18 protein-coding genes are annotated in these 23,635 nt (G+C 59.9%); 10 read left to right on the forward strand and 8 right to left on the reverse strand.

Annotation, left to right across the window (positions count from 1 at the left end):
• Positions 1-35: 35 nt before the first annotated feature.
• From ACYQ2I_RS05805 to ACYQ2I_RS05830, 6 genes are all read right to left on the reverse strand, one after another.
• A complete protein-coding gene (locus ACYQ2I_RS05805; RefSeq protein WP_460166057.1) occupies positions 36-1,973 on the reverse strand; it encodes a molybdopterin biosynthesis protein in 1,938 nt (645 codons plus the stop codon).
• A 70-nt stretch (positions 1,974-2,043) separates the two neighbouring features.
• Positions 2,044-3,207: a DUF4350 domain-containing protein gene (locus ACYQ2I_RS05810; RefSeq protein WP_460166058.1), complete on the reverse strand. Its 1,164-nt coding sequence runs from the start codon at positions 3,205-3,207 to the stop codon at positions 2,044-2,046.
• A gap of 111 nt (positions 3,208-3,318) precedes the next feature.
• The gene (locus ACYQ2I_RS05815) at positions 3,319-4,158 is read right to left on the reverse strand and encodes a DUF4129 domain-containing protein (RefSeq protein WP_460166059.1); all 840 of its coding nucleotides are present in this window, start codon (positions 4,156-4,158) and stop codon (positions 3,319-3,321) included.
• Positions 4,155-4,979, reverse strand: a complete 825-nt coding sequence (locus tag ACYQ2I_RS05820; protein WP_460168426.1) for a hypothetical protein — start codon at positions 4,977-4,979, stop codon at positions 4,155-4,157. The genes ACYQ2I_RS05815 and ACYQ2I_RS05820 overlap by 4 nt, the downstream gene beginning before the upstream one ends.
• The gene (locus ACYQ2I_RS05825) at positions 4,963-5,928 is read right to left on the reverse strand and encodes a stage II sporulation protein M (protein WP_460166060.1); all 966 of its coding nucleotides are present in this window, start codon (positions 5,926-5,928) and stop codon (positions 4,963-4,965) included. The genes ACYQ2I_RS05820 and ACYQ2I_RS05825 overlap by 17 nt, the downstream gene beginning before the upstream one ends.
• A 21-nt stretch (positions 5,929-5,949) precedes the next feature.
• Positions 5,950-6,807 carry an RDD family protein gene (locus ACYQ2I_RS05830; protein WP_460166061.1) on the reverse strand — a complete coding sequence of 286 codons (858 nt, stop codon included), beginning with the start codon at positions 6,805-6,807 and terminating at the stop codon, positions 5,950-5,952.
• Between the two features lie 271 nt (positions 6,808-7,078).
• Here ACYQ2I_RS05830 and ACYQ2I_RS05835 point away from each other — a divergent pair, with 271 nt between their 5' ends.
• The 4 genes from ACYQ2I_RS05835 to ACYQ2I_RS05850 all read left to right on the forward strand — a co-directional run bounded on the left by ACYQ2I_RS05835 (position 7,079) and on the right by ACYQ2I_RS05850 (position 11,418).
• Positions 7,079-7,804 carry an SDR family oxidoreductase gene (locus ACYQ2I_RS05835; protein ID WP_460166062.1) on the forward strand — a complete coding sequence of 242 codons (726 nt, stop codon included), beginning with the start codon at positions 7,079-7,081 and terminating at the stop codon, positions 7,802-7,804.
• A 208-nt stretch (positions 7,805-8,012) separates the two neighbouring features.
• Positions 8,013-9,287, forward strand: a complete 1,275-nt coding sequence (locus tag ACYQ2I_RS05840; RefSeq protein WP_460166063.1) for an aminotransferase class I/II-fold pyridoxal phosphate-dependent enzyme — start codon at positions 8,013-8,015, stop codon at positions 9,285-9,287.
• A 502-nt stretch (positions 9,288-9,789) separates the two neighbouring features.
• Positions 9,790-10,938: a glutamine-hydrolyzing carbamoyl-phosphate synthase small subunit gene (carA, locus tag ACYQ2I_RS05845; RefSeq protein ID WP_460166064.1), complete on the forward strand. Its 1,149-nt coding sequence runs from the start codon at positions 9,790-9,792 to the stop codon at positions 10,936-10,938.
• Between the two features lie 63 nt (positions 10,939-11,001).
• Entirely contained in the window at positions 11,002-11,418 is a 417-nt protein-coding gene (locus tag ACYQ2I_RS05850; RefSeq protein WP_460166065.1) for a hypothetical protein, read from the forward strand.
• A 30-nt stretch (positions 11,419-11,448) separates the two neighbouring features.
• Here ACYQ2I_RS05850 and ACYQ2I_RS05855 read toward each other — a convergent pair whose 3' ends face one another.
• Positions 11,449-12,165 carry a Crp/Fnr family transcriptional regulator gene (locus ACYQ2I_RS05855; RefSeq protein WP_460166066.1) on the reverse strand — a complete coding sequence of 239 codons (717 nt, stop codon included), beginning with the start codon at positions 12,163-12,165 and terminating at the stop codon, positions 11,449-11,451.
• A gap of 328 nt (positions 12,166-12,493) precedes the next feature.
• Here ACYQ2I_RS05855 and hcp point away from each other — a divergent pair, with 328 nt between their 5' ends.
• From hcp to ACYQ2I_RS05880, 5 genes are all read left to right on the forward strand, one after another.
• Complete coding sequence (hcp, locus tag ACYQ2I_RS05860) at positions 12,494-13,789, forward strand: hydroxylamine reductase (RefSeq protein ID WP_460166067.1); 1,296 nt, start codon at positions 12,494-12,496, stop codon at positions 13,787-13,789.
• A 192-nt stretch (positions 13,790-13,981) separates the two neighbouring features.
• The gene (gene nrfH / locus ACYQ2I_RS05865) at positions 13,982-14,632 is read left to right on the forward strand and encodes a cytochrome c nitrite reductase small subunit (protein WP_460166068.1); all 651 of its coding nucleotides are present in this window, start codon (positions 13,982-13,984) and stop codon (positions 14,630-14,632) included.
• 98 nt (positions 14,633-14,730) lie between these two features.
• Positions 14,731-16,149 (forward strand): ammonia-forming cytochrome c nitrite reductase subunit c552, encoded by a 1,419-nt coding sequence (locus tag ACYQ2I_RS05870; RefSeq protein WP_460166069.1) that lies wholly within the window; start codon positions 14,731-14,733, stop codon positions 16,147-16,149.
• Positions 16,150-16,332: 183 nt separating this feature from the next.
• A complete protein-coding gene (locus tag ACYQ2I_RS05875; protein ID WP_460166070.1) occupies positions 16,333-17,655 on the forward strand; it encodes a nucleotide sugar dehydrogenase in 1,323 nt (440 codons plus the stop codon).
• Between the two features lie 42 nt (positions 17,656-17,697).
• Positions 17,698-18,696, forward strand: coding sequence for an NAD-dependent epimerase/dehydratase family protein (locus ACYQ2I_RS05880; protein WP_460166071.1), 999 nt, complete (start codon positions 17,698-17,700; stop codon positions 18,694-18,696).
• Positions 18,697-18,802: 106 nt separating this feature from the next.
• On the opposite strand, the gene leuS is transcribed toward ACYQ2I_RS05880, so the two are convergent.
• On the reverse strand, positions 18,803-21,673 hold the full coding sequence (leuS, locus tag ACYQ2I_RS05885; protein WP_460166072.1) for a leucine--tRNA ligase: 2,871 nt from the start codon (positions 21,671-21,673) through the stop codon (positions 18,803-18,805).
• 378 nt (positions 21,674-22,051) lie between these two features.
• On the opposite strand from leuS, the gene ACYQ2I_RS05890 reads away from it, so the two are divergent.
• Positions 22,052-23,629, forward strand: coding sequence for an SH3 domain-containing protein (locus ACYQ2I_RS05890; protein WP_460166073.1), 1,578 nt, complete (start codon positions 22,052-22,054; stop codon positions 23,627-23,629).
• Positions 23,630-23,635: the final 6 nt, after the last annotated feature.

Raw genomic sequence — 23,635 nt, forward strand, 5'->3', positions numbered from 1 at the left:
ATCGGACAGTCGGTCAGCGGCGGCTGCACCGTCACTCAGTCGACGAGCAAGTGCATGGCGGCCAGATCGCGTCGCACATCGGAACGTCGCAATAGTTCTTCGAGAAGACGCACGGCCGGTAAGTCTCGCCGGTCTTTGCGGACGGCCAAGTCGTAGTGTTCTTCCGTGATCGGCACGAAGCCCAGACCACGCAACCTTGCAACCGGTTCGATGGCGACGCCCCAGTCGGCGCGGCCTTGGGCCACCGCGGCCGCGACGGCGTGATGGCTCTTCGGTTGATAGTGATAACCCGGCGGCTGGGTTCCTGCGAGCAGCCGATCGATCAAGATGCGGGTGCCGCTGCCTTGGTTCCGATTGACCATCAAGCAGTCGGGCAGCGAAGCCAATCGGCGAACGAGTTCCTCCGGAGGGGTGGTCGTCGCATCGGCAAAGCGAGGATCGTCGACGCGAAAGACGATTCCTTGCATCCGGCGGTAACCGGGAATCAGCTCCAATTGGTCGTCGAGGAACGGCCGATTGTATTGTCCGGTCGACGGATCGAACAGGTGGATCCCTGCCACGTCGCATTCGCCGCGGCGTAACGCGTCCAGTCCGCCGGTCGAGCCGACGGCCAGGAATCGCACGCGCAACCGCTCTTGAACCAGGCGGCCGAGCAGGTAATCGAGCCCCGGACAATGGCTGCCGATAACGACCAGATCGGCCGGCTCGATATCTTTGGCCAGCAGTTGAACGGGAACCTGGCTTCCGGCCTCGAGCAGCTCGGTATGTCGATCGATCGTGATGAAGCCGTCGGCCTGACTGAAGGTCGTCACCGAGCCGGAGCCCTTGCCCATCGGATAGGCGGCCGGCAATTCTTCGTCTGCACCGTGAGAAGCGATCAGACCGACGAGGAGGTATTCCGTTCGTCCGATCTCTGAGCGAATACGGACCGGGACGCGAGCCTGAATCGTGCCGGGGCGACGTTCCGGCATGCCGGAACATTCGCGAATCACGGGGGCCACGAACTCATGAAACGTGAAGATGGCTGATGTAGGAAATCCCGGCAAAATGACGACGGGCTTGCCGTGATGCGACGCCAGGCAGATCGGTTTTCCAGGTTTCAATGCCACGCCGTGGGCGACGATTCCCGGTTCGCACAGTTCCCGGACCACGCGATAGCAGAGATCGCCCGCCCCTTTGCTCGTGCCGCCCGAAAGGAGAACGACGTCGAACTGTTCCAGGGATGCGGCGACCAGCTTTCGCAGGCGGTCGATGTCGTCGGGCACGATTCCCAATTGCACGGGGATGCCGCCCGACTCGGCGACTGCATCGGCGATGATCCGCGAGTTCGAGTCGTAGATCTTTCCCGGCGGAAGCGATGTCGGGGCGTCGTCGGGTGCCACGAGTTCGTCACCGGTCGAGATGATGCCCACCGTCGGACGACGCCGCACCGAGACGGTCGTTCGGCCGAGTGCCGCCAGCACGCCGGTCTCGCGGCTGGTGAGACGGCTTCCCGCCCGCAAAATCGTTTCGCCTGCGGCAATGTCGGACCCGGCATACGAAATGCCGAAACCGGGATGCACGGCCTTCCGCACGAAGAGTCGATTGCCCTCTTGGTCGGTGTGTTCGACCATGACGACCGCATCGGCTCCGCGCGGCAAAACGGCGCCGGTTGCGATCGTGACGGCTGTACCGGTGGAAACCTCCGTCTGCGGCATACGTCCCGGTGCGATGACTTCGGTCGCCAAGGTGAGGACCTTGGGCGTTTCTTCGGCGGCACCGAAGGTGTCGGCGGCGCGCACGGCGAAGCCGTCGTAGTTCGAGCGATCAAAAGGCGGCACATCGGTTTGCGCGACGATGTCTTCGGCCAGGATGCGCCCGGCCGCCTCCGACAGGTGAACCTGTTCGGCTTCGACAGGTAACGAAATCGCGCGGCGAAATCGCCGTTCGGCCTCGTCACGATCGATGACGTTCAAGAATTGCTCTTGCGGCATGGTGCGGCTTTGTCCAAGGGGCGGTCGTTTGACCAAACGGGCCCGCGATCGATAGTGCGGTCGTGGCTGTTCACTTTTTGGGCGGCGCCCCGTCGGGAACTTTCTGGCGCTTACTGCGGGCAAGCCAAATATCGACACATTCTTGGGCGAAGGCTTCGTCGCGTGTGCGCCTCAGCAAGTCGGCCAAGGCTGCCACGTGTTGGCCGAAGTCGGTGGAGCCCGTTGTCGCCAGGTCCCGCGGTTTCCCGAATATCGGAAAACGCATGAACAACGCCAAGACCGCAACGATCGTCCAGTGCACGAGGATCCAATTGAGCGGATACGCGCGAAAGATGCCGGGCGATTCGGATGTGGCCGCCTCGCCGATAGGCACGTCGGTCGTGTTCGTCTCCAAGATGACGATCTTCAACGGTTCGTCGCCGAGCGCGTTGATCAGGTTGGCGGCCAGACGCCGATTTTCGTGATCGACCAGCGGCACGTTGAATAGAAACGACCCGTTTGCGATCACCCAACGATAGGCGACGTTTTCCAACCGATCGTGTTCCGACCATGCAGAAGAATCAGTCATGTCCGGCGCGTGCCATACGTCTTCGAACATATCCCCCCAAGGGCGGGCGACCGGACTGCGGAAAACGAACGGCAATCTTTCGGGACCGACGGTCAACAAGATTTCGGCGTCTTTCGGGGGCGACCATTCGGCGTAGAGTTCCAGGTGGACGTTGTTCTTGGCGACTCCGCGCAGCAACTGCGGTGAGCCTGCTGCATTCCGCATGATATGCCGTTTGCCCTTCCGCCGGACGGTATACCAGGAGCACGTCGCCTTTTCGGGAAGACCCGCGACGATTTCCTCGAAGATCGCTTCGGCCGCCTCGGCCTGAGACCGGTAAGTGGCTTGTTGCCGTGAATCATCCACGACCGATGCGGCGCATTCGAAATAGTACGGAAAGGCATCGTACTCGCGGCCGATGAAGATCAAGTGGCTTCCGCTCGTGTCGAGCCAATCGTCGAGAAAGGAGCGTGTCTCGTCCGAAGGCGGGGCGAAAGCGTTCGGCGCCCATATGATGCAATCCGCGTCGTAAAGATCGTACGTCAAGCGGGTTGCCACGGTGACGTCGTGCCCGGCTTGTTGAAGCATCGAGGCGAACGCACTCAGTCCGTTGATTCCCTCACGTCCCGTGCCCGTGCACCGCCCGTATCCCGATTCGAGTCGCTGAGAGCATCCGCTCGCAACCACGGCCGCAAAAACGGCGCATGCAGCGAACCGTAGGCTTCGAAGACCTGGCGGCGTGTGTGCCTTGGTGTGCATCATGATTACGGAAAAAGCCGAAAACTCAGTCGGGACGGGCTACTTCGTTGCCGCGGCTGCTTGGAGAAATTGAGGGAGTTGTTCGTAATATCGTCGGAACCGTTCGGGATCGGCGTCGCGGCTGCCGTAGTAGACTTCTTCGAACAGCAACATCGTCTCTTCGTAGAAGCGGCGCAAAAACGACATTCCCCGCAACTCGCGCAGGTATTGGCGATTCGTCTTACCGCGTTCGAGGCGAATGCGGTCGTGTTTGTCCAGCTCGATCAGTTCGTATCCAAACAAGAGAACGACGGCGCGGCGATAGTCGCCCTTGGCCACGGCCTCACGAATGGCGGCTTCCCAGTCGCGGATAGCCGTGTCGATATGCTCGGGCAAATCTTCCAGTTGCCGCCGTCGCGGTGCTTTTTCGGCAGGCGGTCGGCCCACGTCCGTTTCGCGATCGCGCAACCAAAAATAGGCGATGAGAACCAGGATGGGGATGGCCAGAATTGCAATCAGTACCAAGATCGTAGTCAATGGCGGACCGCTTGCCGGCGCTCGAATGCGAAAACTGCCGGGACGCGGAGCGGGCGGCCGAGGGGTTCGCACGGGAACGACGCGGTCGGCGGCGCGATCGTACCAGGGCGGGGACGAGATCGGTCCGCCCAACGCCTTGCGGCCCGATTCGATAGGATCGATCGGCCGCGGCGACGCCCAAGACGATTCGCCGGCCCAGCATGCCGCAATCAAGATGACGACGAACTGCGCGAACCGGAAAACGAAGGTCGATCCAGCGGCCCATCGCTGCGAACTTCCCGCCGACATAGCGGCACGTCGTCGAATCGAGTGCGTCGTTGAAGTCGTCATGTTCATCGAAAACGAAACGCCACGCATTGTCATGAAAGGTCGCTCGTGAAACCGAAGCGGCGTGCCAAACGCTCGGCCTCCGTCCTCATGGCCAACTCCAGTTCCCAACCTTCGAACCGAATGCGGGCGTTGATATATTGCAAAAACCGGATGGTGGTCGTGTAACCGACGACGAGCCAAGCGGCAATGTGCCAAGCGAACACATACGTCCAATTGTTTTCCACCAGGGAAAGAGGAAACAAGAAGACGATCACCATCACAAACGAGAAACCGAGACCTACGAACAACGCGAGTGCGGTCAACATGGTGGTCGCGGACTGTGTAAATCCGTCGTGTATTTCATAACGTTGAAACAGGAGGCATCGCTGTCGACTCGAGAACGTATTCGGTTTCCCCAACAACGGAGCCTGTTCCAAGATGACGATTTCCGGAAGGCATTTTCCCGACCAGCGCATCGGATTCGGCAGCAAGTACCAAAACGCCATTTGCGGGATGGCCCGGAGGGTTCGAACGATCAGACGGCCGATCATCACCTTGCGATTGAAGAATGCTTCGCCGAGGTACGCCGTCAAGAACGAGGCAGCGAGGGGGCCTTCGTACTCGGTAAGGACGATAATCGCCAAGATTCCCAAAAACCAAGCACCTCCGGTCTGCTCGTGAAAGGACGAATTCTCGCTAAACGCAAAAACGAACTGGGCGACGAGAGTGTTGAGGACGAAAAACGGCAATACGCCGAGAATCAGTGCGCCCGCCATGCGCAAGCCGTCCGTGCCCCAAAGGCGAAATGCCAGGTCGGCAATTTCGTATGGGGTTCGTTTGCGAATCGTGATCGACGTTTCAGCAAGATCGAGCATAGCGACGGTTGGCGAGTCCCAATCCGAAAATATAGAAACAAATCGCGAAGGTAGAAACGACGGCGACCGCGAACTTCACGGCATACGGCAATGCCGAGGGCGACACGAGCCCCTCGATGAACGCGGCGAATACGAAAAAGGCTACGGCTACGACCAGCTTCGGGGCGACGTCTTGCATCGCGTGGTACAGCGAGGCACGACGCGTCCACCTCCCGGGCGACACGATGGCGTATCCGAGCCGGATACCGCAGGCCGCCGCCAATACGATGCCGGTCAATTCGAACGGTCCGTGGGCGGTGACGAACTCGTAGAAATTGCCGGAGAACTCCGTCGAGCTCATGTGGCCGAACAACGTGCCCAACAGGATCGAATTGTTCAGCAGCAGCAAGACCCCCGGAACCATCAACAGCAGGCCCAAGGCAAAGCAATTGAGCGCAATACCCACGTTGTGCTGAATATAAAAGCCGGCCCGGTGGATTTGTGAGTTGTCCCAATCGGCGGGTTTTTCGGCGTACATCGATTCGATTTGCGACAATGCCTCGGTGCCGGCCACGGCCTCGGCGAATGCCGTATCGCGATAGGCCAAAAACATGCTGCCCAAGAAGGTGCTCCAAAACAGGGCGAACACCGACCAAAAAATGCCGTCGAAAAGGACGCGAGGCGGCGTTTCACGAAACAGGACGAGGAACCACCGACGAAACAAGGCGCTGCGCTTGCGGTAGAGGACGTTGTGCGCCTTGCCGATCAGGCGATGCAGATACTCCACCGTGTCGTGGGGTAGTTGATGCGCTTCGGCCAGCGCCAAATCGGCACAGACGGCGCGGTACAGCTGGGAAAACTCGAGAACGCGTTTGGCGTCGCGTCCGGCACGTGTCGACAGCTCGTCGCACAGGATTTCCAGCCGCGTCCAATCGGCTTGTCGGTTGACCAATAGTTCGGTGGTATTCATGGCGGTGGTGCGCGATTGCGATTATCGGGACATACCGGAGGTCGGTGCGGCAAAGGGCGAAGACGGCGCAACGACGGCGAACGGTCCGGCCGTCGACGGAGACGCATTTGAAAATTGGGTCGTATCGAAAAAGGCACGGCAGTAAAACGCGCCGAGGACGAGGTCGGGATCGGTCGTTTCCGGTAGCCCGTAACGTTCCCGCAACACGGCAGCCAGGGGCTCGGCGATTTCGCGGCGGCGCTCGGAAGAAAACAGGTGCCGACGTTGGACGTAGTCGGCCAATACGCGTCGCAACCCCGGTCGCATGTCGAGTCGGCCGGGAAGCCGTTCCGCAATCGCCAAAACACGCGGATCCGTGACTACCGGCAGCGTCGCGGCGCGGGAACGGCGATCGACGATGACCATCGTATTGCAGGCCAGGTCGCCGAGCCGCTGAAACCGACGATTCATCATCGAAACCAACAGTCCCACCAATCCGAAGACAATCGGTTGTAAGTCGGCCGCCCGCAAGAGATTTCGCATCATCGCTTGAGCGAAAGTAATGGGGCTTCCGTCGGTCGACACGGTACGAATGCCCAAGGCAAATTTGCCGGGTGTCTTTCCCGACCAAAGCCATTCGAACAGGCCGCCGTACAGCCAGGGGATGACGAGGACAAGGACAAACATGACAAAAGCGGCAATATTGTTGGTCGCCGGCGCAATCGCAACGAGCGTGGACAGGCCCATCAGAAGAAGAAAGAGCGTGCCGAATATAATGGTGGCGTCGAGCAGGAATGCACTACACCGTCGGGCCGGTCCGGCCAGATGAAAGCGGAACGCGATGTTTTCGGGGGTGGCGATTTCGATCGTATCGTCGATTTGCCGCGAATCGTTCGTCATCGCTTGCCGCTTCTGGAAGGCTGGAAGAGCTGCCCCTGTCGCGTGGGAAATCCGCAAGGCGTCCTCGTGTGGACATTATCGGCTGTGAATCGGCCCTGTTCAACGGAAAGGCTCCAAAAGCGCTCGCTCGGTGACTTGCGAAGGAAGATGCCGAGGTTCCCGTGACGGAACCCATGCGGCTGCGGTACAATCGGCCCGTGCTTGTGGGCATGACATCGCGGGAGAGCGATCTGGCGATCGTCGAAAAGGTTAACGTGTAAGGAGTGTATTCATGGCGCTGGCAGGAAAAGTCGTCTTGGTGACCGGCGGTGGGAGCGGGATCGGCCTTGGTATCGCGAAAGCGCTCGCCGCAGAGGGGGCCAAGGTGGCCATCGTGGGGCGAAACGAGCAGCGTCTTATCGAAGCGGCCGCGTTGATTCCCGGCGGAACGCAATGGCATACCTGCGACGTTGCCGATCGGAATTCGGTGGCCGAGACGTTTCGATGGCTCGGCGAAACGCTCGGACCGATCGACATCCTTGTGAACAGTGCGGGCATCAACATCGTGCGCCGCTCGATGGAGGCGATGAATCCCGACGACTGGGACCGCGTCATCGCCGTCAACTTGACAGGGGCGTACAACTGTATCCGCGAAGCCTTGGCAGTCATGCGTCCTCGTCGCGATGGCTTGATCGTGAATATCTCGTCGATCGCCGGAAAGCGGGCTCTGAAGCTGGCCGGGGTGGCCTATTGTGCCTCGAAGTTCGGCATGACCGCGTTGGGAACGATCACAGGACTGGAAGAACACGACCGCGGAATCCGGGTAACGAATGTCTATCCGGGGGAGGTAAATACCCCCATTCTGGACCAGCGTCCCGAACCGGTTCCCGAGGAACGCAAGGCCGTCATGCTTCAGCCGGAAGATGTTGCCGCCTTGGTGGTGACGATCGCGAAGTTGCCGCCGCGGGCGCACGTGGCCGAGGTCGTCGTTACGCCGACCTACCAGGAATATGCCTGAAACGCCGTAGCGCATGGCCCGACGGGACGGCGGCGTCTATTTTCCAAACGGCGCTTCCTCGCTAAACTCAAAGGGTTACGGCTAGCGATCGTGTCGATGCCGGGGGACGAGATTCCCGGCCGGCGGCGGTCGACAAGAGATTCTACGGCCCGAAAATGAACCGATCGGTCCCAAAATCCCTCTTACGTAGGGAAAGGAACGGCGTTCGATGCAGCAAGAAGACGTGACCAATCCATCTGTGACGCAATCGACCAACGGGGAACCGGCTCGGCCGGTGGATTCCACCGTCGTCAGCCAAAAATTCTCGATTCCCGTGGCCGATCGGGTATTGCGTCTACCCCCATACTTGTTCGCGCGGATCAACAAGTTGATGTACGACAAGCGCCGGGCAGGGGAGGACGTGATCGACCTCGGGATGGGGAACCCCTCGGATCCGCCGCAAGACCTGGTGATCGAGAAATTGGCCGAGGCCGCCCGCGATCCCAAGAACCACGGCTACACCGTTTCGGCGGGAATCATCAATTTGCGTCGCGAGGTCGCCTCGAAGTACTTCAAACAGCACGGAGTACGATTGGATCCCGAAGAGGAAGTCCTCGTCTGCATGGGATCGAAAGAGGGCTTCAGCCATCTGTGTTTAGCCTTGATGGGACCGGGAGATACGGCAATCGTGCCGTCACCGTCCTATCCCGCGCACGTGTATGGGATCGTGTTGGCTTCGGCGAACGTAATCGCCTTGGAAGTGGCCGATCCCGACAAGTTTTTGTCGCGAATTTCTTTCACTTGCCGTCATTTGTTTCCGCGACCGAAAGTGGTCGTCGTCAATTTCCCGCACAATCCCTCGACGGCGGTGGTCGAGCCGTATTTCTATGAGGAATTGACGAAACTAGCGAAGCGGTATGGCTTTATGGTCGTCAGCGACTTGGCGTACGCCGACGTGACATTCGACGGCTACAAAGCGCCGAGCTTTTTGGCGGCGCCGGGCTCGCGAGACGTGGGTGTCGAGTTTACGACCATGAGCAAAGGCTACAACATGGCTGGCTGGCGGGTCGGTTTTTGTGCCGGAAACAAGGAAATCATCCGGGCGCTGGCCACCGTCAAAGGGTACTACGACTACGGTATGTTCCGGCCGATCCAGATTGCCGCCATCATGGCTTTGCGGCATACGGATGCCGCCGTGGAAGCTCAGGCCAAAGAGTACCAACGACGCCGCGACGTGCTGTGCGAGGGGCTCGAGCGACTCGGCTGGCCCATCACGCGTCCCAAGGCGACGATGTTCGTGTGGGCCAAGATGCCCGAGCCGTGGGCGAGTCGAATGTCATCCTTCGACTTTGCCATGAAACTTTTGGAAGAGGCGAACGTGGCCGTCAGCCCCGGTGGTGGTTTCGGGCCGTCGGGCGAAGGCTATTTGCGGATGGCGCTGGTCGAAAACACGAGTCGATTGCGCCAGGCCGTGCGCCAGATCGGCCGCGCACTCGGAGACTAGCGGCGGTTTTTTGAAGTTTCGGGGTAGAAAATCGCCGGAGAAGTCGCGGAAACGCGAGCGGTTCGCCGTAACACGGCACGTCCTACCCAAATCTCGGCGGGTTCCGTAAAATAGATACAATTTGCCGGGTCATAGTGCGCTCTCGCCGGGCGGTTCCGGGTGAAACCCTCGAGAGAGGCCCGCCGACAGGCGCACGAAAAAAGGGCTCTTGCTCGCCGGTGCAAGAACCCCTTGAGTACGGCTGACGGAGTATCGCTTGAATCGATCCTCCGAAGACCCAACAGCCGTGTAGTTGCTATCGTAAGTTGGGCCTGCCCGACTTTAACCAACTAAGAGATGAAGCGGTGATTTCGACCTCACCGGCGGGCGAATTCGATGTTGGGAGAACGATTGCAAGGGGGTAGGTAAACCCTAGTGATAGCGTCGGACGGGCGACATGGTCGGCCCAGGCGAGGTCCGCAGAAAGTTCACGCAACGAGCAACGGTCGGGAAGAACGAGTTCATGACGCGAATCGCAAAGCTCGCGCTGGAAGACGGTACCGTATTTACCGGAAAAGCGTTCGGTGCCGAGGGGGAAGTCGACGGCGAAGTCTGCTTCAATACCTCGATGACCGGCTATCAGGAAATCCTGACCGATCCGAGTTATCGCGGCCAGATCGTCACGATGACGTACACCGAGATCGGGAACTACGGGGTCAACGAGGAGGATTTCGAGAGCTGGAAGCCGCATCTGTCGGGGTTCATCGTTCGGGAACGAAGCCCGCGCGTGAGCAACTTCCGGGCCGACGGCGACCTCGACGGGTTTCTGAGACGGTTCGGGATCGTCGGCCTTGAAGGAATCGACACTCGGGCGCTCGTGCGACGGCTTCGCATCCACGGGGCGATGAAAGGCGTCCTCTCGACCGTCGATCTCGACGATACCCGCCTGATCGAAAAGGCCAAGGCGAGTCCCGGCCTGGTGGGGCGCGATCTCGTGCGGGAAGTGTTGCCCGACAAACCCTTCGAATGGACGCAACCCCTCAGTCGGTGGATGAAACTCGGGGACGAGCCGCGGGCAGAACTCGATCCCGACGCGCCGCACGTCGTCGCGCTCGATTTCGGTATGAAATATAATATCGCCCGCCACCTGTTCGATACGGGGTGCCGCGTGACGGTCGTGCCCGGCACGGCTTCGGCCGACGAAGTCCTTTCCCTGAAGCCCGACGGTGTATTTCTTTCGAACGGTCCCGGCGATCCCGAACCGGTCGAGTACGCCCAGCGGACGATCCGCGATTTGTTGGGCAAGGTGCCCATTTTCGGGATTTGTTTGGGGCATCAGCTATTGTCGTTGGCCTGCGGTGCGAAGACGTTCAAGCTCAAGTTCGGGCACCGTGGTGCCAACCAACCGGTCCTCAACTACGAAACCGGTCGGGTCGAAATCACCTGCCAGAATCATGGATTCGCCGTCGATCCCGATACATTGCCCGACGGGCTGGAGGTTACGCACATCAACCTCAACGACAACACCGTTGAGGGCGTACGCCACCGTGAGCTTCCTGCATTCAGCGTCCAATACCATCCCGAGGCATCGGCGGGGCCGCACGACAGCCAATATCTGTTCGATCGCTTTCGTGCGATGATCGACGAATTCCGCGGTGCGTCGGTTGCGTAAAAGAGCCGGCCGCCGACAAGCGTATCGGTTTCCGGCCGAATGATTTATGAGGAGAGGTGCCTTATGGCGATCACGGCGATCGTGGTCGGGAACGTGCTCTTTTTGGTGGGAATTGCGTCGTTCTTGATGACCGGAGCGAGTCATCCCACGGCATTGATTCCCGTGGTGGCCGGTTCGCTGATCGAAGGGTGCGGAATTCTGGCTTTGGCGATGCCCCACATGCGCCACGTCGCGACGATCGCCTTGCTGGTGGTGGGATTGCTTTCGGCGATGGCGGCTTCTGCCCGTCCGATCATGAAACTCGCGGCAGGTGAATCGCTGACCATGAACATGGCGCTGCTGTCTCAAATCGTCATGGCAGTCGGCGGGTTGATCGCGGTGGCCGTCGCCGTGTTCGTGCTGGTGGGTGGGAATGCGTCGGCGGAGCCCGCGCATCAAGAAGTATCCGCCGCTTCGGAGACGATTTCTCACGTCGAATGACAGTTGCCGGGGGAGCCGGTCGGCCACACTTCATGGATCGTCACCTTGGGCAATCCGGGCGAGTCGGGCAGGATCCAGTAGCTCGATGCGGCTTGCGCTGCACGTCCGAATGACGCCCATTTCTTCCAGGCGACGAATCGTCCGCGAAAACGTCTCGCTCGTGAGAGCCAGATGGGCCGCGACGTGCCGTTTGAGGGCGGGCAGTTCGATTTCCTGTGGCCCGGTTGCCGTCGATACGTTTGCGGCGGTGGAGCCGTCGTTTTGGATGTCGAGCAGGTAGCGCGCCAGCCGACCGACGGCATCGTGCAGGACGACGTCTTCCAATTGCCTCACGAGTCGCCGTACCCACATGGCCATGCTGGTCAGCATTTGGCGGCAGAAAGGGTGATCGGAATCGAGCAATCCACGAAAGCGATCGGCCGGCAGAAAGACGCAAAGTACATCGGTTACGGCCTCGGCACTCGCCGGGTTGGCCATGTCGGCCATGGCGGCGACTTCGGCGAACGAGTGGCCGGGACCTGCGATGTGGAGAACATGCTCTTTGCCGCCGGGGCCGGTCTTGAACACGCGTACCATTCCTTGGCCGATCACGTAGACGCCGGGACAGGGCTCGCCCTCGCGAAAGACGATCTGCCCCTTCGAAAACCGTACGAGGCGTGCGATGGTCACAAGGTGTTGGAAGCCTCGTTCGTCGACCTCGGAGAACAATGGACAGTTTGCCAGGATGTCGATCGCGTTGGGTTGCATGAGAAAACCTTATCGGCTCCCGCCTCGGCGTTCGGCACCGGATCGACGCCTTCTGCCGGATATGGCGACAATACGTGCCAAAACAGGAAGATTTAGGAAGTTAGGGTAGAGAACCGGCTCGATCGAGGGGGCCTCGTCGGTCGGCTTTGGGCAATTTCCCGGAAAAAAATGCGGCGAAATTGACGCAGATCAATTTCTGCGATTGGGATGTCCCCTATTATACCGATGAGTTCGGCGAACGGATCGATCGGCGGTCGACGAACTCGAGTAAGAAAACCAGTCGGGGAGTCAATACGGTCGGAGATTCTGATTCGAGGAGGAAAGTCGGATGTACTGCAATCAATGTGAGCAAACGGCACAAGGCGTGGGCTGCACGGTTTCTCCCGGTGTGTGCGGCAAAGATGCCGATGTGCAATCGCTGCAAGAGACCCTGCTGTACGGTTTGAAGGGAATGGCCGCTTATGCGCACCACGCCCGCCGGTTGGGCAAGGTCGATGAAGAGGTCGACGCCTTCATGGAAGAAGGACTGTTCGCCACCGTCACGAACGTCAATTTCGACCTCGAGTCGATGTTCGAGTTGGTGCTCGAATGCGGCAAACACAATCTCCGCGTCATGGAGATGTTGGACGAAGGTCACGTCGAGCGGTTCGGAAAGCCCTCGCCCACGCAGGTCGAGGAAGGGACGCATGCCGGGCCGGGTATCTTGGTAACCGGTCACGACATGGTCGACCTCGAAAACATTCTCAAGGCCTGCGAAGGAACCGACGTCAAGGTCTACACGCACGGCGAAATGCTGCCCGCTCATATGTATCCCAAGTTGCGTGAACATCCCAACTTGGCAGGTCACTTCGGTGATGCGTGGCAAAAGCAACGCAATGAATTCGAGGCCTTCACCGGTCCGGTAGTGGCGACGACCAACTGCATTTTGATTCCGCGGGAATCGTACAAAGATCGCGTGTTCACGACGCGCTGCACGGCCGTGCCCGGCGGTGTGCGGATCAAGGACGACGATTTCTCGGCCGTCGTCGAAAAGGCCAAGCAATGTGCCCCGTTGCCGGAGAACATCGTGCGGACCTCGACGATCGGCTTCCATCAAGACGTCATCTTGGGCATGGCCGATACGATCGTCGAAGCGGTCAAGGCCGGGAAGATCAGTCATTTCTTCGTGATCGGCGGTTGCGACGGCGCGGAAGTGGGCCGCAATTACTTCTCGGAGTACGCCAAGGCCACACCTCCCGATTCCTTCATCCTCACGTTGGGCTGCGGCAAGTTCCGGATTCGCAATCACGATTACGGCGAGCTGCTGGGGTTGCCTCGCTTGCTCGACATGGGGCAATGCAACAACGCGTACAGTGCGATCAAGGTGGCGGTCGCGCTGGCCGAGGCTTTCGATTGCACGGTCAACGATTTGCCTTTGACTTTGGTCGTCTCGTGGTTCGAGCAAAAGGCCGTGGCCGTCCTTTTGACGTTGCTGTACCTGGGCGTCAAGGGAATCACGATCGGCCCGAAGCCGCCGGCATTCATCACGCCGAACGTGTTCAAGATTTTGCAAGAGAAGTACGACCTGCGGTTGACGGGTAGTGATCCGCAGGCCGACTTGAAGCATGCGTTGGCCGTCGTCTGATGCACGATAGTGATGTCGGTATGATATCCGCGGCGTCGCCGACGGCTGGACGGTCGGCGACGCGCGGAATCGCCGAAAAGATGAGCATACCACAAACGATTGCGTGCCCGTGAAATCGGCTGTAGGATACTGTTGTGAATGCAGCACGGAGGTGCATGAAGCGGCTTGTCTTGGCTTTCCGGGAGGGGACCGGTGGTACAGGAATCGCATTGCGACGCTAGGGGCGCCACTTCGCGTCGGGTGGGACTTTGGCGGACGCTGTTTGGGTTGTCGTTCTTGCCGCGGGGGCTGCGGTTTCTGATTTTTTCCGTCGCCGGCGTCTGTTGCGGATTGGCGATCGTCGTCGTCCACATCTCTCGTGCGCCCTCTTATCTGAGCGATGAGCCTGAGGTGTGCGTCAACTGTCATGTGATGCGCACCGAGTATGTCACGTGGCAGCACAGCAGCCACCGCGAGGTGGCCCATTGTAACGATTGTCACGTGCCGAACGATTCATTCTTCCGGCACTGGCTGTTCAAGGCCGAAGACGGCTTGTGGCATTCCACCGTATTTACGATGCGTTGGGAGCCCCAAGTGATCGAGTTGTCGGAACGGGCCGTACCGGTCGTGGAAGAAAACTGTCGGCGATGTCACGAAAAGATTCTCGACGAATCGCCATTGGCGGTGCATCGCCAAGGTGATCTGCGATGTTGGGAGTGCCACCGCGAGGTGCCGCACGGTCGCGTACGAAGTCTCGCATCGACCCCCGGATACCTCGATCCGGCGTTGCCGCCGATCGATTGGAAAGATTCCGAGGTCACCATCGGCGGGCGGCCGGCACGGGACAAAGGCGAGGGACACTGAGATTCGGTCGTCGACGGGACGACGCAGTTTCGAAGCGCACGACGAAAGAAAACGGCGCAACTGAAAATCGACTTCCTGCGAATGAGGGAGATGAAGCGATGGCTAAAGAACAATCGGCCGGCGGGCCCGAAAACAAAACCGTTTTGGTGGGCTGGGCGATCTTCGCCGTTTTGTTGATCGCTACCGTGTTGATCGGCCTGTTGGGAAGTTCGGTTTTGCAGCGGCGGCAAGAAGCATTGCCCCAGAAGCCGCTCAAACCGATCGGTCGCTGGGAGACCGACAGCAGCAAATGGGCCGAGAACTTTCCGCGGGAATACGATCGGTATCGCCGCATGCTCGACGATACGACCAAAACGAAATACGGTGGAGCGTTTCCGCGGGATTATCTCGAAGATACACCCGCGAACGTGATCCTGTTTTCGGGATACGGCTTTGCCAAGGAATATCGTCAAGCACGCGGTCACGTGTACACCATCGAAGATGTTACGTCGACCGCCCGCGTCGGTGCAAAGACGCCGGCGACGTGCTGGACGTGCAAGAGCCCCGACGTGCCCCGCCTGATGGAAGAGATGGGAACTGCCGAGTTCTACAAGGCATCGTTTGCCGAACTGAAAGACGAGATCACCCATCCGATCGGGTGTGCCGACTGTCACGATCCCGAGACGATGCAGTTGACGATCACCCGTCCCGCGCTGCGCGAAGCCCTGGAACGACAAGGGCGCGACTTGAAGTCGATTTCGCACCAAGAGATGCGGACGCTCGTGTGCGCTCAATGTCACGTCGAGTACTACTTCAAAGGCGACGGCAAATATTTGACCTTCCCGTGGGACAAGGGAACGTCGCCTGAAAAGATGGAGGAATACTACGACGAAGCCGATTTCGCCGATTGGACCCACGCCGTCAGCAAGACTGCGATGGTCAAAATGCAACACCCCGACTACGAAGTGTACATGACCGGTATTCACGCGTATCGCGGAGTCTCGTGTGCCGATTGCCACATGCCGTACATGAGCGAAGGCGGCGTGAAGTTCACCGATCATCACGTGCAAAGTCCGCTCTTGAACATCGAGAATTCGTGCGCCGTGTGCCATCGGTGGGGCGAAGACGAAATTCGCGCCCGCGTCGAAGCCACACAAGACAAGATTCGTGAGGCCCGACAGCGTGCCGAGGACGCGTTGTGCAAGGCCCACTTCGATGTGGCGGCCTGCATGCAGGCGGGAGCTTCCGACGCCGAACTGGAACAGGCCCGGTCGCTGATTCGGGCGGCCCAGTTGCGATGGGATTACGTCGCTGCGAACAACGGCATGGGGTTCCATTCGCCTGCCGAGTGTTTGCGGGTACTGACCGCCTCGCTTGAGTTGGCCGGTCAGGCGCGTCTCGAGGCTGCCCGCGTGTTGGCGACGCACGGGATCACCGGCCAGGTGGTCTATCCCGACTACAGCACGAAAGAAAAGGCTCAGGCGCTCAACGCGCAATTCATCGAGGGGAATCCGCCCAACCTGCTGCCGAAGGAATAATCACCCCACGAGGGAGACCTACCGCTCGGAACGGGTTGAATCAAGCGAAACGATCATGCGGCCGGAGGACGCCTTTGCGAGGCGTCTTTCGGCCGTTTCTCATGGTGTGAGAATGTGCTAGACTTGTCACGTTGGAAGATGACACCTGCCGCCCGAATAGGGGGTTTCCAGGAGATGTGACCGATGGCGTTCACCGAGTTGAAGAAAAAGATCGAAGATCGCACCGCGAAGATCGGGGTCGTCGGCTTGGGATATGTGGGGCTGCCGTTGATTCGAGCATTCACCAAGGCAGGGTATTCCGCGTTGGGGTTCGATGTCGACCCGGCCAAGGTGGAAAAGCTCAACGCCGGTGAAAGCTATATCGGGCACATTCCCTCGGAATGGATTCGCGATTGGTTGAAGACCGGGCAATTCGAAGCGACCTGCGACATGGGGCGGCTTTCGGAGCCCGACGCGATCTTGATTTGCGTGCCCACGCCGTTGAACGCGTCTCGCGATCCCGACCTGCAATACATCGAAAAGACGACCGACGCAATCGCCGCCGTGTTGCGCCCCGATCAACTCGTCGTACTCGAGAGCACGACGTATCCCGGTACAACCCGCGAGGTCATGTTGCCGCGGTTGGAAGCAGGCGGTTTGAAGGTGGGCGACGATTTTTACTTGGCGTTCAGTCCGGAGCGGGAAGACCCGGGCAATCCCGATTTTTCGGCCGAGCGGATTCCCAAAGTGGTCGGCGGGATCGAGCCGAAGAGTACCGAATTGGCGGTCGCGTTGTACGGTGCGGCGGTCGTCCAGGTCGTCCCTGTTTCGTCGGCCGAGGTCGCCGAAGCCTGCAAGATCGTCGAGAACACGTACCGCTCGATCAACATCGCCATGGTGAACGAGCTGAAAGTCTTGTTCCAGCGGTTGGGCATCGATATATGGGAAGTCATCGACGCCGCAAAAACGAAGCCGTTCGGGTTTCAGGCGTTCTATCCCGGACCGGGGCTCGGCGGGCATTGCATTCCCATCGATCCCTTCTATTTGAGTTGGTTGGCGCGTCGGGAAGGATTGAACACCCGTTTCATCGAGTTGGCCGGTGAGGTCAATACGTCGATGCCTCGCTACGTGATTGAGCGGGTGATCGACGCCTTGAACGAACACCGCAAGCCGCTTCGCGGCAGCAAGGTGTGCATCTTGGGCATGGCGTACAAAAAGGATGTCGACGATCCGCGGGAAAGCCCGTCGTTCGAGCTGATGGAATTGCTCTTGGAACGTGGGGCCGACGTGAGCTACAACGACCCGCACATTCCACGATTGCCTTCGATGCGGCACTACGACGTGCCCGAGATGGAAAGCTCGGAACTGACACCCGAATTCCTGGCGTCGCAAGATTGCATTCTCATCGCGACCGACCATTCGGCCTACGATTACGATTTCATCGTCAAGCACGCACAGCTGGTCGTCGATACGCGCAACGCGACGAAAAACGTAACCGAGGGCCGAGAGAAGATTCGCAAGGCGTAACGGCAACACCCCCGTTGCCGAAGCGGCGAAGAAAGGGCGAGGATGGCGAAATTCCTGGTGACCGGTTGCGCCGGATTCATTGCCTCGCGGGTGAGCGCGTTGCTGCTCGACGCCGGGCACGAAGTGTTGGGCGTCGACGAGATCAACGACGCGTACGATCCGCGGCTCAAACGGTGGCGGCTCGAACAACTCACGAAGCGTGATCGGTTTCGTTTTGTGGAGTGCGATATCGTCGAAACCGACAAGATTCGCTCGGCCTTTCCGGAGCTTTCCGGCGAGGGCGAATCGGCCGTCGGGGCCGTGGTCAATCTCGCGGCGCGGGCCGGTGTGCGGGCGAGCGTGCGGAATCCGGGCGTTTACTACCATACGAACGTCGACGGAACGTTGGCTCTGCTCGAACTGTGCCGGAAGGCCGGGATCACGAAGTTTCTCCTGGCTTCGACGTCGAGTTTGTACGGTTCGCACAACCCGGTTCCGTACCGTGAAGATGCCGATACGAATCGGCCGCTTTCGCCCTATGCCGCATCGAAAAAGGCGGCGGAAACGCTGTGTTACACCTACCACCATCTGCACGGGATCGACGTGTCGGTGGTTCGCTATTTCACGGTGTACGGGCCCGCGGGACGCCCCGATATGAGTGTCTTTCGCTTCATCCGTTGGATTGCCGAGGGAACGCCGATCACCGTCTTCGGCGACGGGAAGCAGAGCCGCGACTTCACGTATGTGGATGACATCGCCCGCGGGACGATTGCCGCCCTTCGACCGCTGGGATACGAAGTGATCAATCTCGGCGGCGACCGACCGGTCGTGTTGGCCGACATGATCGCCGAAATCGAACGGCTGCTGGGCAAGAAGGCCCGCGTCGAGCATCGTCCGGCGCATCCGGCCGACGTCCCCACCACGTGGGCCGACGTGAACAAGGCGAAAACGCTTCTCGACTGGCAACCCACCGTGGCACTGGAAGAAGGGCTCGCCCGCTGCGTCGATTGGTATCGCGAGCATCGCGAACTTGCCTCGACGCTTTCGTTGGGAGAAATCTGACGCGTGCGATCGCGGCGAGCGCAAGTGGCCGGGGCCATGTGCGCGGCAAAAAGCCGCATTCCAAGACAGAATGCGGCTTCGAAACGGTCGGTCGCGGCCAGGGGCGTTACCCTTTGACGACGAAATTCACCATTCGGCCCGGGACGACGATGACCTTGGCGATCGTCTTGCCCGCGGTCAGCTCGACCACGCGGGCATCTTCGCGGGCGGCCTTTTCGATCGTTTCCTTGTCGGCGTCGGCGGGTACGACGATTTTCGATCGCAGTTTGCCGTTGATCTGAATCGGGATTTCGATCGTCTTTTCCCGAATGGCTTCTTCGTCGTATTCCGGCCAAGGGTGATACGCAAGGCTTTCTTCGTGACCCAACAGTTGCCACAATTCTTCGGCAATGTGAGGCGCGAACGGCGAAAGCAGCAATACGAAGATTTCCATCGCCTGCTTGGGGCGCTGCGATTGCTTGGTGAAGAAGTTGACAAACTCCATCATCCTGGCAATCGCCGTATTGAATTCCATGTTCTCAAGGTCTTGGGTCACGACCTTGATCGTGCGATGGAGCACCCGGTTTTGTTCCTCGTTGCACGGCACGTCGACGACGGCTTCGTTCAATCGAGTTTCATCGGCCTTTTCGTCGACGATCATTCGCCAGATGCGATCGAGGAAGTTGCGGACGCCCTGAACGCCTTCCATGCTCCACGACTTGGTGGCCTTCAGCGGGCCCATGAACATTTCGTAGAGACGTAGGGCGTCGGCCCCGTATTCGTGGACGATGTCGTCCGGGTTGACGACATTGCCGCGGCTTTTGGACATCTTGTAGGCGCGGCTTTCGACTCGAATCGACGGATTTTCACGCAGGACGAAGCCGGCCTCCCGCTTGTCGACTTGCGACGGTTCGAGCTTGACCGGCTTGAGGACCTCCCCGGTGTTTCGGTCGACGTAGGTGTTTTCGCCCTGGCGATCGATCTGCTCGAGACTGACCCACTCACCCTTGTCGTTCTGGAAAGCCGTATATTCGGTTTCGCCCAGGATCAACCCTTGGTTGACCAGTTTTTGGAACGGCTCGGGCGTGCTGACGTAGCCGCGATCGTAAAGCACCTTGTGCCAAAATCGGGCGTACAGCAGGTGCAACACGGCGTGTTCGGCGCCGCCGACGTACAAGTCGACCGGCATCCACGCCTTTTCGATCTCGGGATCGACGAGCGCCTTGTCGTTCTTAGGGTCCAAGAACCGCAAATAGTACCAGCATGAACCGGCCCATTGCGGCATCGTGTTCGTTTCGCGTTTGTACCGCTTGCCGTCGATTTCGACGTACAGCCAATCTTCCGGTGCCTTTTCGAGCGGCGGTTCCGGGGAATCGTGCTTGGCGTCGAAGGGCATTTCTTCCGGCAAGTCGAGCGGCAAATCGTCGGGAGTCAGGGGACGCACGACGCCGGTCATACGGCCTTCTGCGTCGAGTTCGTGCAGCAAGGGGAACGGTTCGCCCCAAAAATGTTGGCGGCTGAACAACCAGTCGCGCAGCTTGTAGTTGACCGCGGCGCGGCCCAGGCCCTTGCTCGTGAGGTCTTCGACGATGGCCTTCTTGAACTCTTCGGTGGGAAGTCCGTCGTATTGCTCGGAATTGACGGCCCGCCCGGCCTCGGTGAAGGCAACCTTGCCCTCCAAGACTGCTTGGCGATCGACGTCTTCCCGTTCGCCCGGATCGACGACGGCGATAATCGGCAGGTCGAACTGTTGCGCAAATTCGAAGTCCCGCGTGTCGTGGGCGGGGACTGCCATGATCGCGCCGGTGCCGTAGCTGATCAGCACGTAATCGGCGACCCAGATCGGGATCGGCTTGCCGTTGACCGGGTTGATCGCGTACGAGCCGGTGAAGACGCCCGTCTTCTCTTTGGCCAGATCGGTTCGGTCCAGGTCGCTCTTGCGGGCGGCCTCTTCGCAATACGCCCGCACGGCATCACGGTTTTCGTCGGTCGTCAACCGCTCGACGAAGGGATGCTCGGGGGCGATCACCATGTAGGTGGCCCCAAAAAGCGTATCGGGCCGGGTCGTGTAAATGCGAAGGACCGATTCGTCGGGCTTGCGAGGATAGCCCCCTAACCGCCGGTCCATCAGCCAGCCTTCGTATTCCTTTCGGTCGGGACGACCGTCCTCGCCGCGCATCGTGCCGATGAAGAAGTCGACTTCGGCCCCTTGGCTGCGCCCGATCCAGTTCCGCTGAAGGGCCTTGATCTCGTCGGGCCAGTCGAGCAAGTCGAGGTCTTTCTCCAGCCGATCGGCATAAGCGGTGATCCGCAGCATCCACTGACGCAGGGGGATGCGCATGACCGGATGACCGCCCCGCTCACTGACGCCGCCGATGACTTCTTCGTTCGCCAGCACGGTCCCCAGGGCAGGGCACCAGTTGACCGGTGCTTCGAGTTGGTAGGCCAACCGATGTTCATCCTGATATGTCCGTACCGCGTCCGGACCTTCGGCGGCGACCTCTTCGGGAATCGGCAGTTCCGAAATCGGACGGCCCTTTTGTTGTTCGGGGTCGTACCAGGTGTCGTAGAGAACAAGGAAGATGAACTGCGTCCAGCGGAAATAATCGACGTCGGTCGTGGCCACCTCGCGGCTCCAGTCGTAACTGAAGCCGAGCATTTTCAACTGGCGTCGAAAATTCGCGATGTTCTGCTCGGTTGTGATCCGCGGATGCGTGCCCGTCTTCTTCGCGTGCTGTTCGGCGGGTAGCCCGAAAGCGTCCCAGCCCATCGGATGCAACACGCATTTGCCCCGCATCCGTTCAAAGCGAGCCACGATGTCGGTGGCGGTGTAACCTTCGGGATGCCCCACGTGTAACCCCTGCCCGCTGGGATAGGGAAACATGTCCAAGATGTACATCTTGGAGGAACTGGGCAAGGGTGGCGTGCGGAACGTTTCGTTTTCTTCCCAGAATCGTTGCCATTTCGGTTCGATAACGGCTGGATTGTATCGCGGCATGGCCTGGTCCTCGCAGCACACCGAATGACGGCTCAAGGTACGCCGTGTTGATCGATTGCTTTGTCCGATTTCGTTGTCGGGAAGCGATTCGGCAGCCTTTCGGCGGCTCGGTGAATCGTCGAAAGTCTGGATTCTACCGGTTTTTCCGGCATCGGGCAAACCCACCACGAACCAGGAATCGCCCGGCTGGATCGTCTCGGATCCACTCGGAAACGGCGCGCGAAAGATGATTTCCTATTGCGGGTGGAAAGGGCTTTTTCTATAAGCGCGTGTTCCAAAATAGGGTTCCGGTGCGCGTCGTATCCGTCGGCGGGGATTCGTCTTGCCGCGGTCGTGCGCTGTGAATGCGGACGTCATGGATGACGGAGTCGATCAGCCGTGTGGAGTCCTTATATTTTGTTCGTGGTTGCGGTCACGGCCGTGCCTGCGCCCTCGGTGGAGTTTCCCTACGAGGCCTACGTCGTTCGTGAAGGGGCGATCGTGAGGGCGGGGCCGGGCCAGGCATACCCCGAGTCGTTGCGTCTACGGTTCGGCGATCGCGTGGAGGTCTACCGTCACGACCCCGGAGGATGGTGCGCCGTGCGTCCTCCCGAGGGAGCCTTTAGCTGGGTGCGTGCCGATGGGATCGAGCTGTTGCCCAACGGGCTGGGACGTGTCCGACACGACGGGATTCCTTCGATGATCGGCGATCCGACGCATGAAGGAGGCGTCGTGGCTTGGGTCGAGTTATTGGCAGGCGAATTGGTTGAAGTGCTTGATGCCAAACAAGTTAGTTCGACTTCTCCGTCATATCTGCAAGATTCGCGGTCGAGCTGGACATGGTACAAAATTGCCCCGCCATCGGGTGAATTCCGTTGGATTCACCGCAGTTACCTGCGCCCTGTCGATGATGTTCGCGGTGGGCTGGTTTTGCCCGTCACGAGCGCCGAAGACGCTTCCCACCCCGAGGAAGCGGTACGTCTGACCGCTGGAGCCGAAACAGCGGCGGGCGATTCCGGCTGGCGATCGAGAGCGTCGGAATCGGCCGACACGATCGACTCGTCGGCCCGCGTGGCCATGCTGGAACGTTCTTCGCCGCATGCCGCAGCAGCCGGGAATGCTGAAGCCGAGGTCGGACCGGGGGCTTCGCTCGACTTGGCGGCGTCCAGCGGAAGCGGCACGCGGATCTTGAGCAACTTGATCGACTTGGAGATCGAGCTTTCCGCGGTGCTGGTACAAGAGCCGGGCCTGTGGCATCTCGATGATTTGGAGCGGCGTGCCAAGGCGCTCATGGAAAACAAGCAGCTCGATGTCCTCGATCGTGCCAAGGCGCGGGCCAGTTGGAACAAGATTCGAAAAGCCCAGGAAATTGCCCGTCTTGTGCAATCGGAAATATCTCCTCAGAATACGGCGCCTCCCCGCCTGTTACCGGAAGGGGACGATCATTCGAAGCGATTGGCCGACGGCGATACGTCGGGTGCCGAGCACCTCAAAGGCACCCTTGCCGCTGCCCGGCCAGCGGATTCATGGCAGCCGGCTCGGGACACACGTGCAAGCGCGAGGGAAGCCGCCGGCATGGCCGGTTCCGCCGGTGCCCCTTTCGAGGTGGCGCAGTCGAGCGAGAAGGCGGCAACAGACACGATTCCGACGCGAGAGCAACTGGCGGAGGAGATTGCCCGCCTGCGAAGTCGGCGGTTCGATGCGTTGGGGCGATTGCAACGGATGGAATCGTCTCGGCTCGGAAGCCCCGCCTTCGCCGTGGTCGACGAGGCGGGGAGGCCGGTCGCATTCCTCAGTGGGGTTCCCGGCGTCAATCTTCATCGGTACGTGGGGCGGAAGATTGGGGTGACGGGCGTGCGAACGCTATCGCCGGATGGCCGAACGCCGCACGTCTTTGTGCGACATGTGACGCTGTTGGACGCTTCGGCGGGCGCAGCAGCCGAGGTCGCGTCTCGAAACAGCCGGATGCTGCGCTGAGGGGGA

Source organism: Thermostilla marina (genome assembly GCF_054657455.1).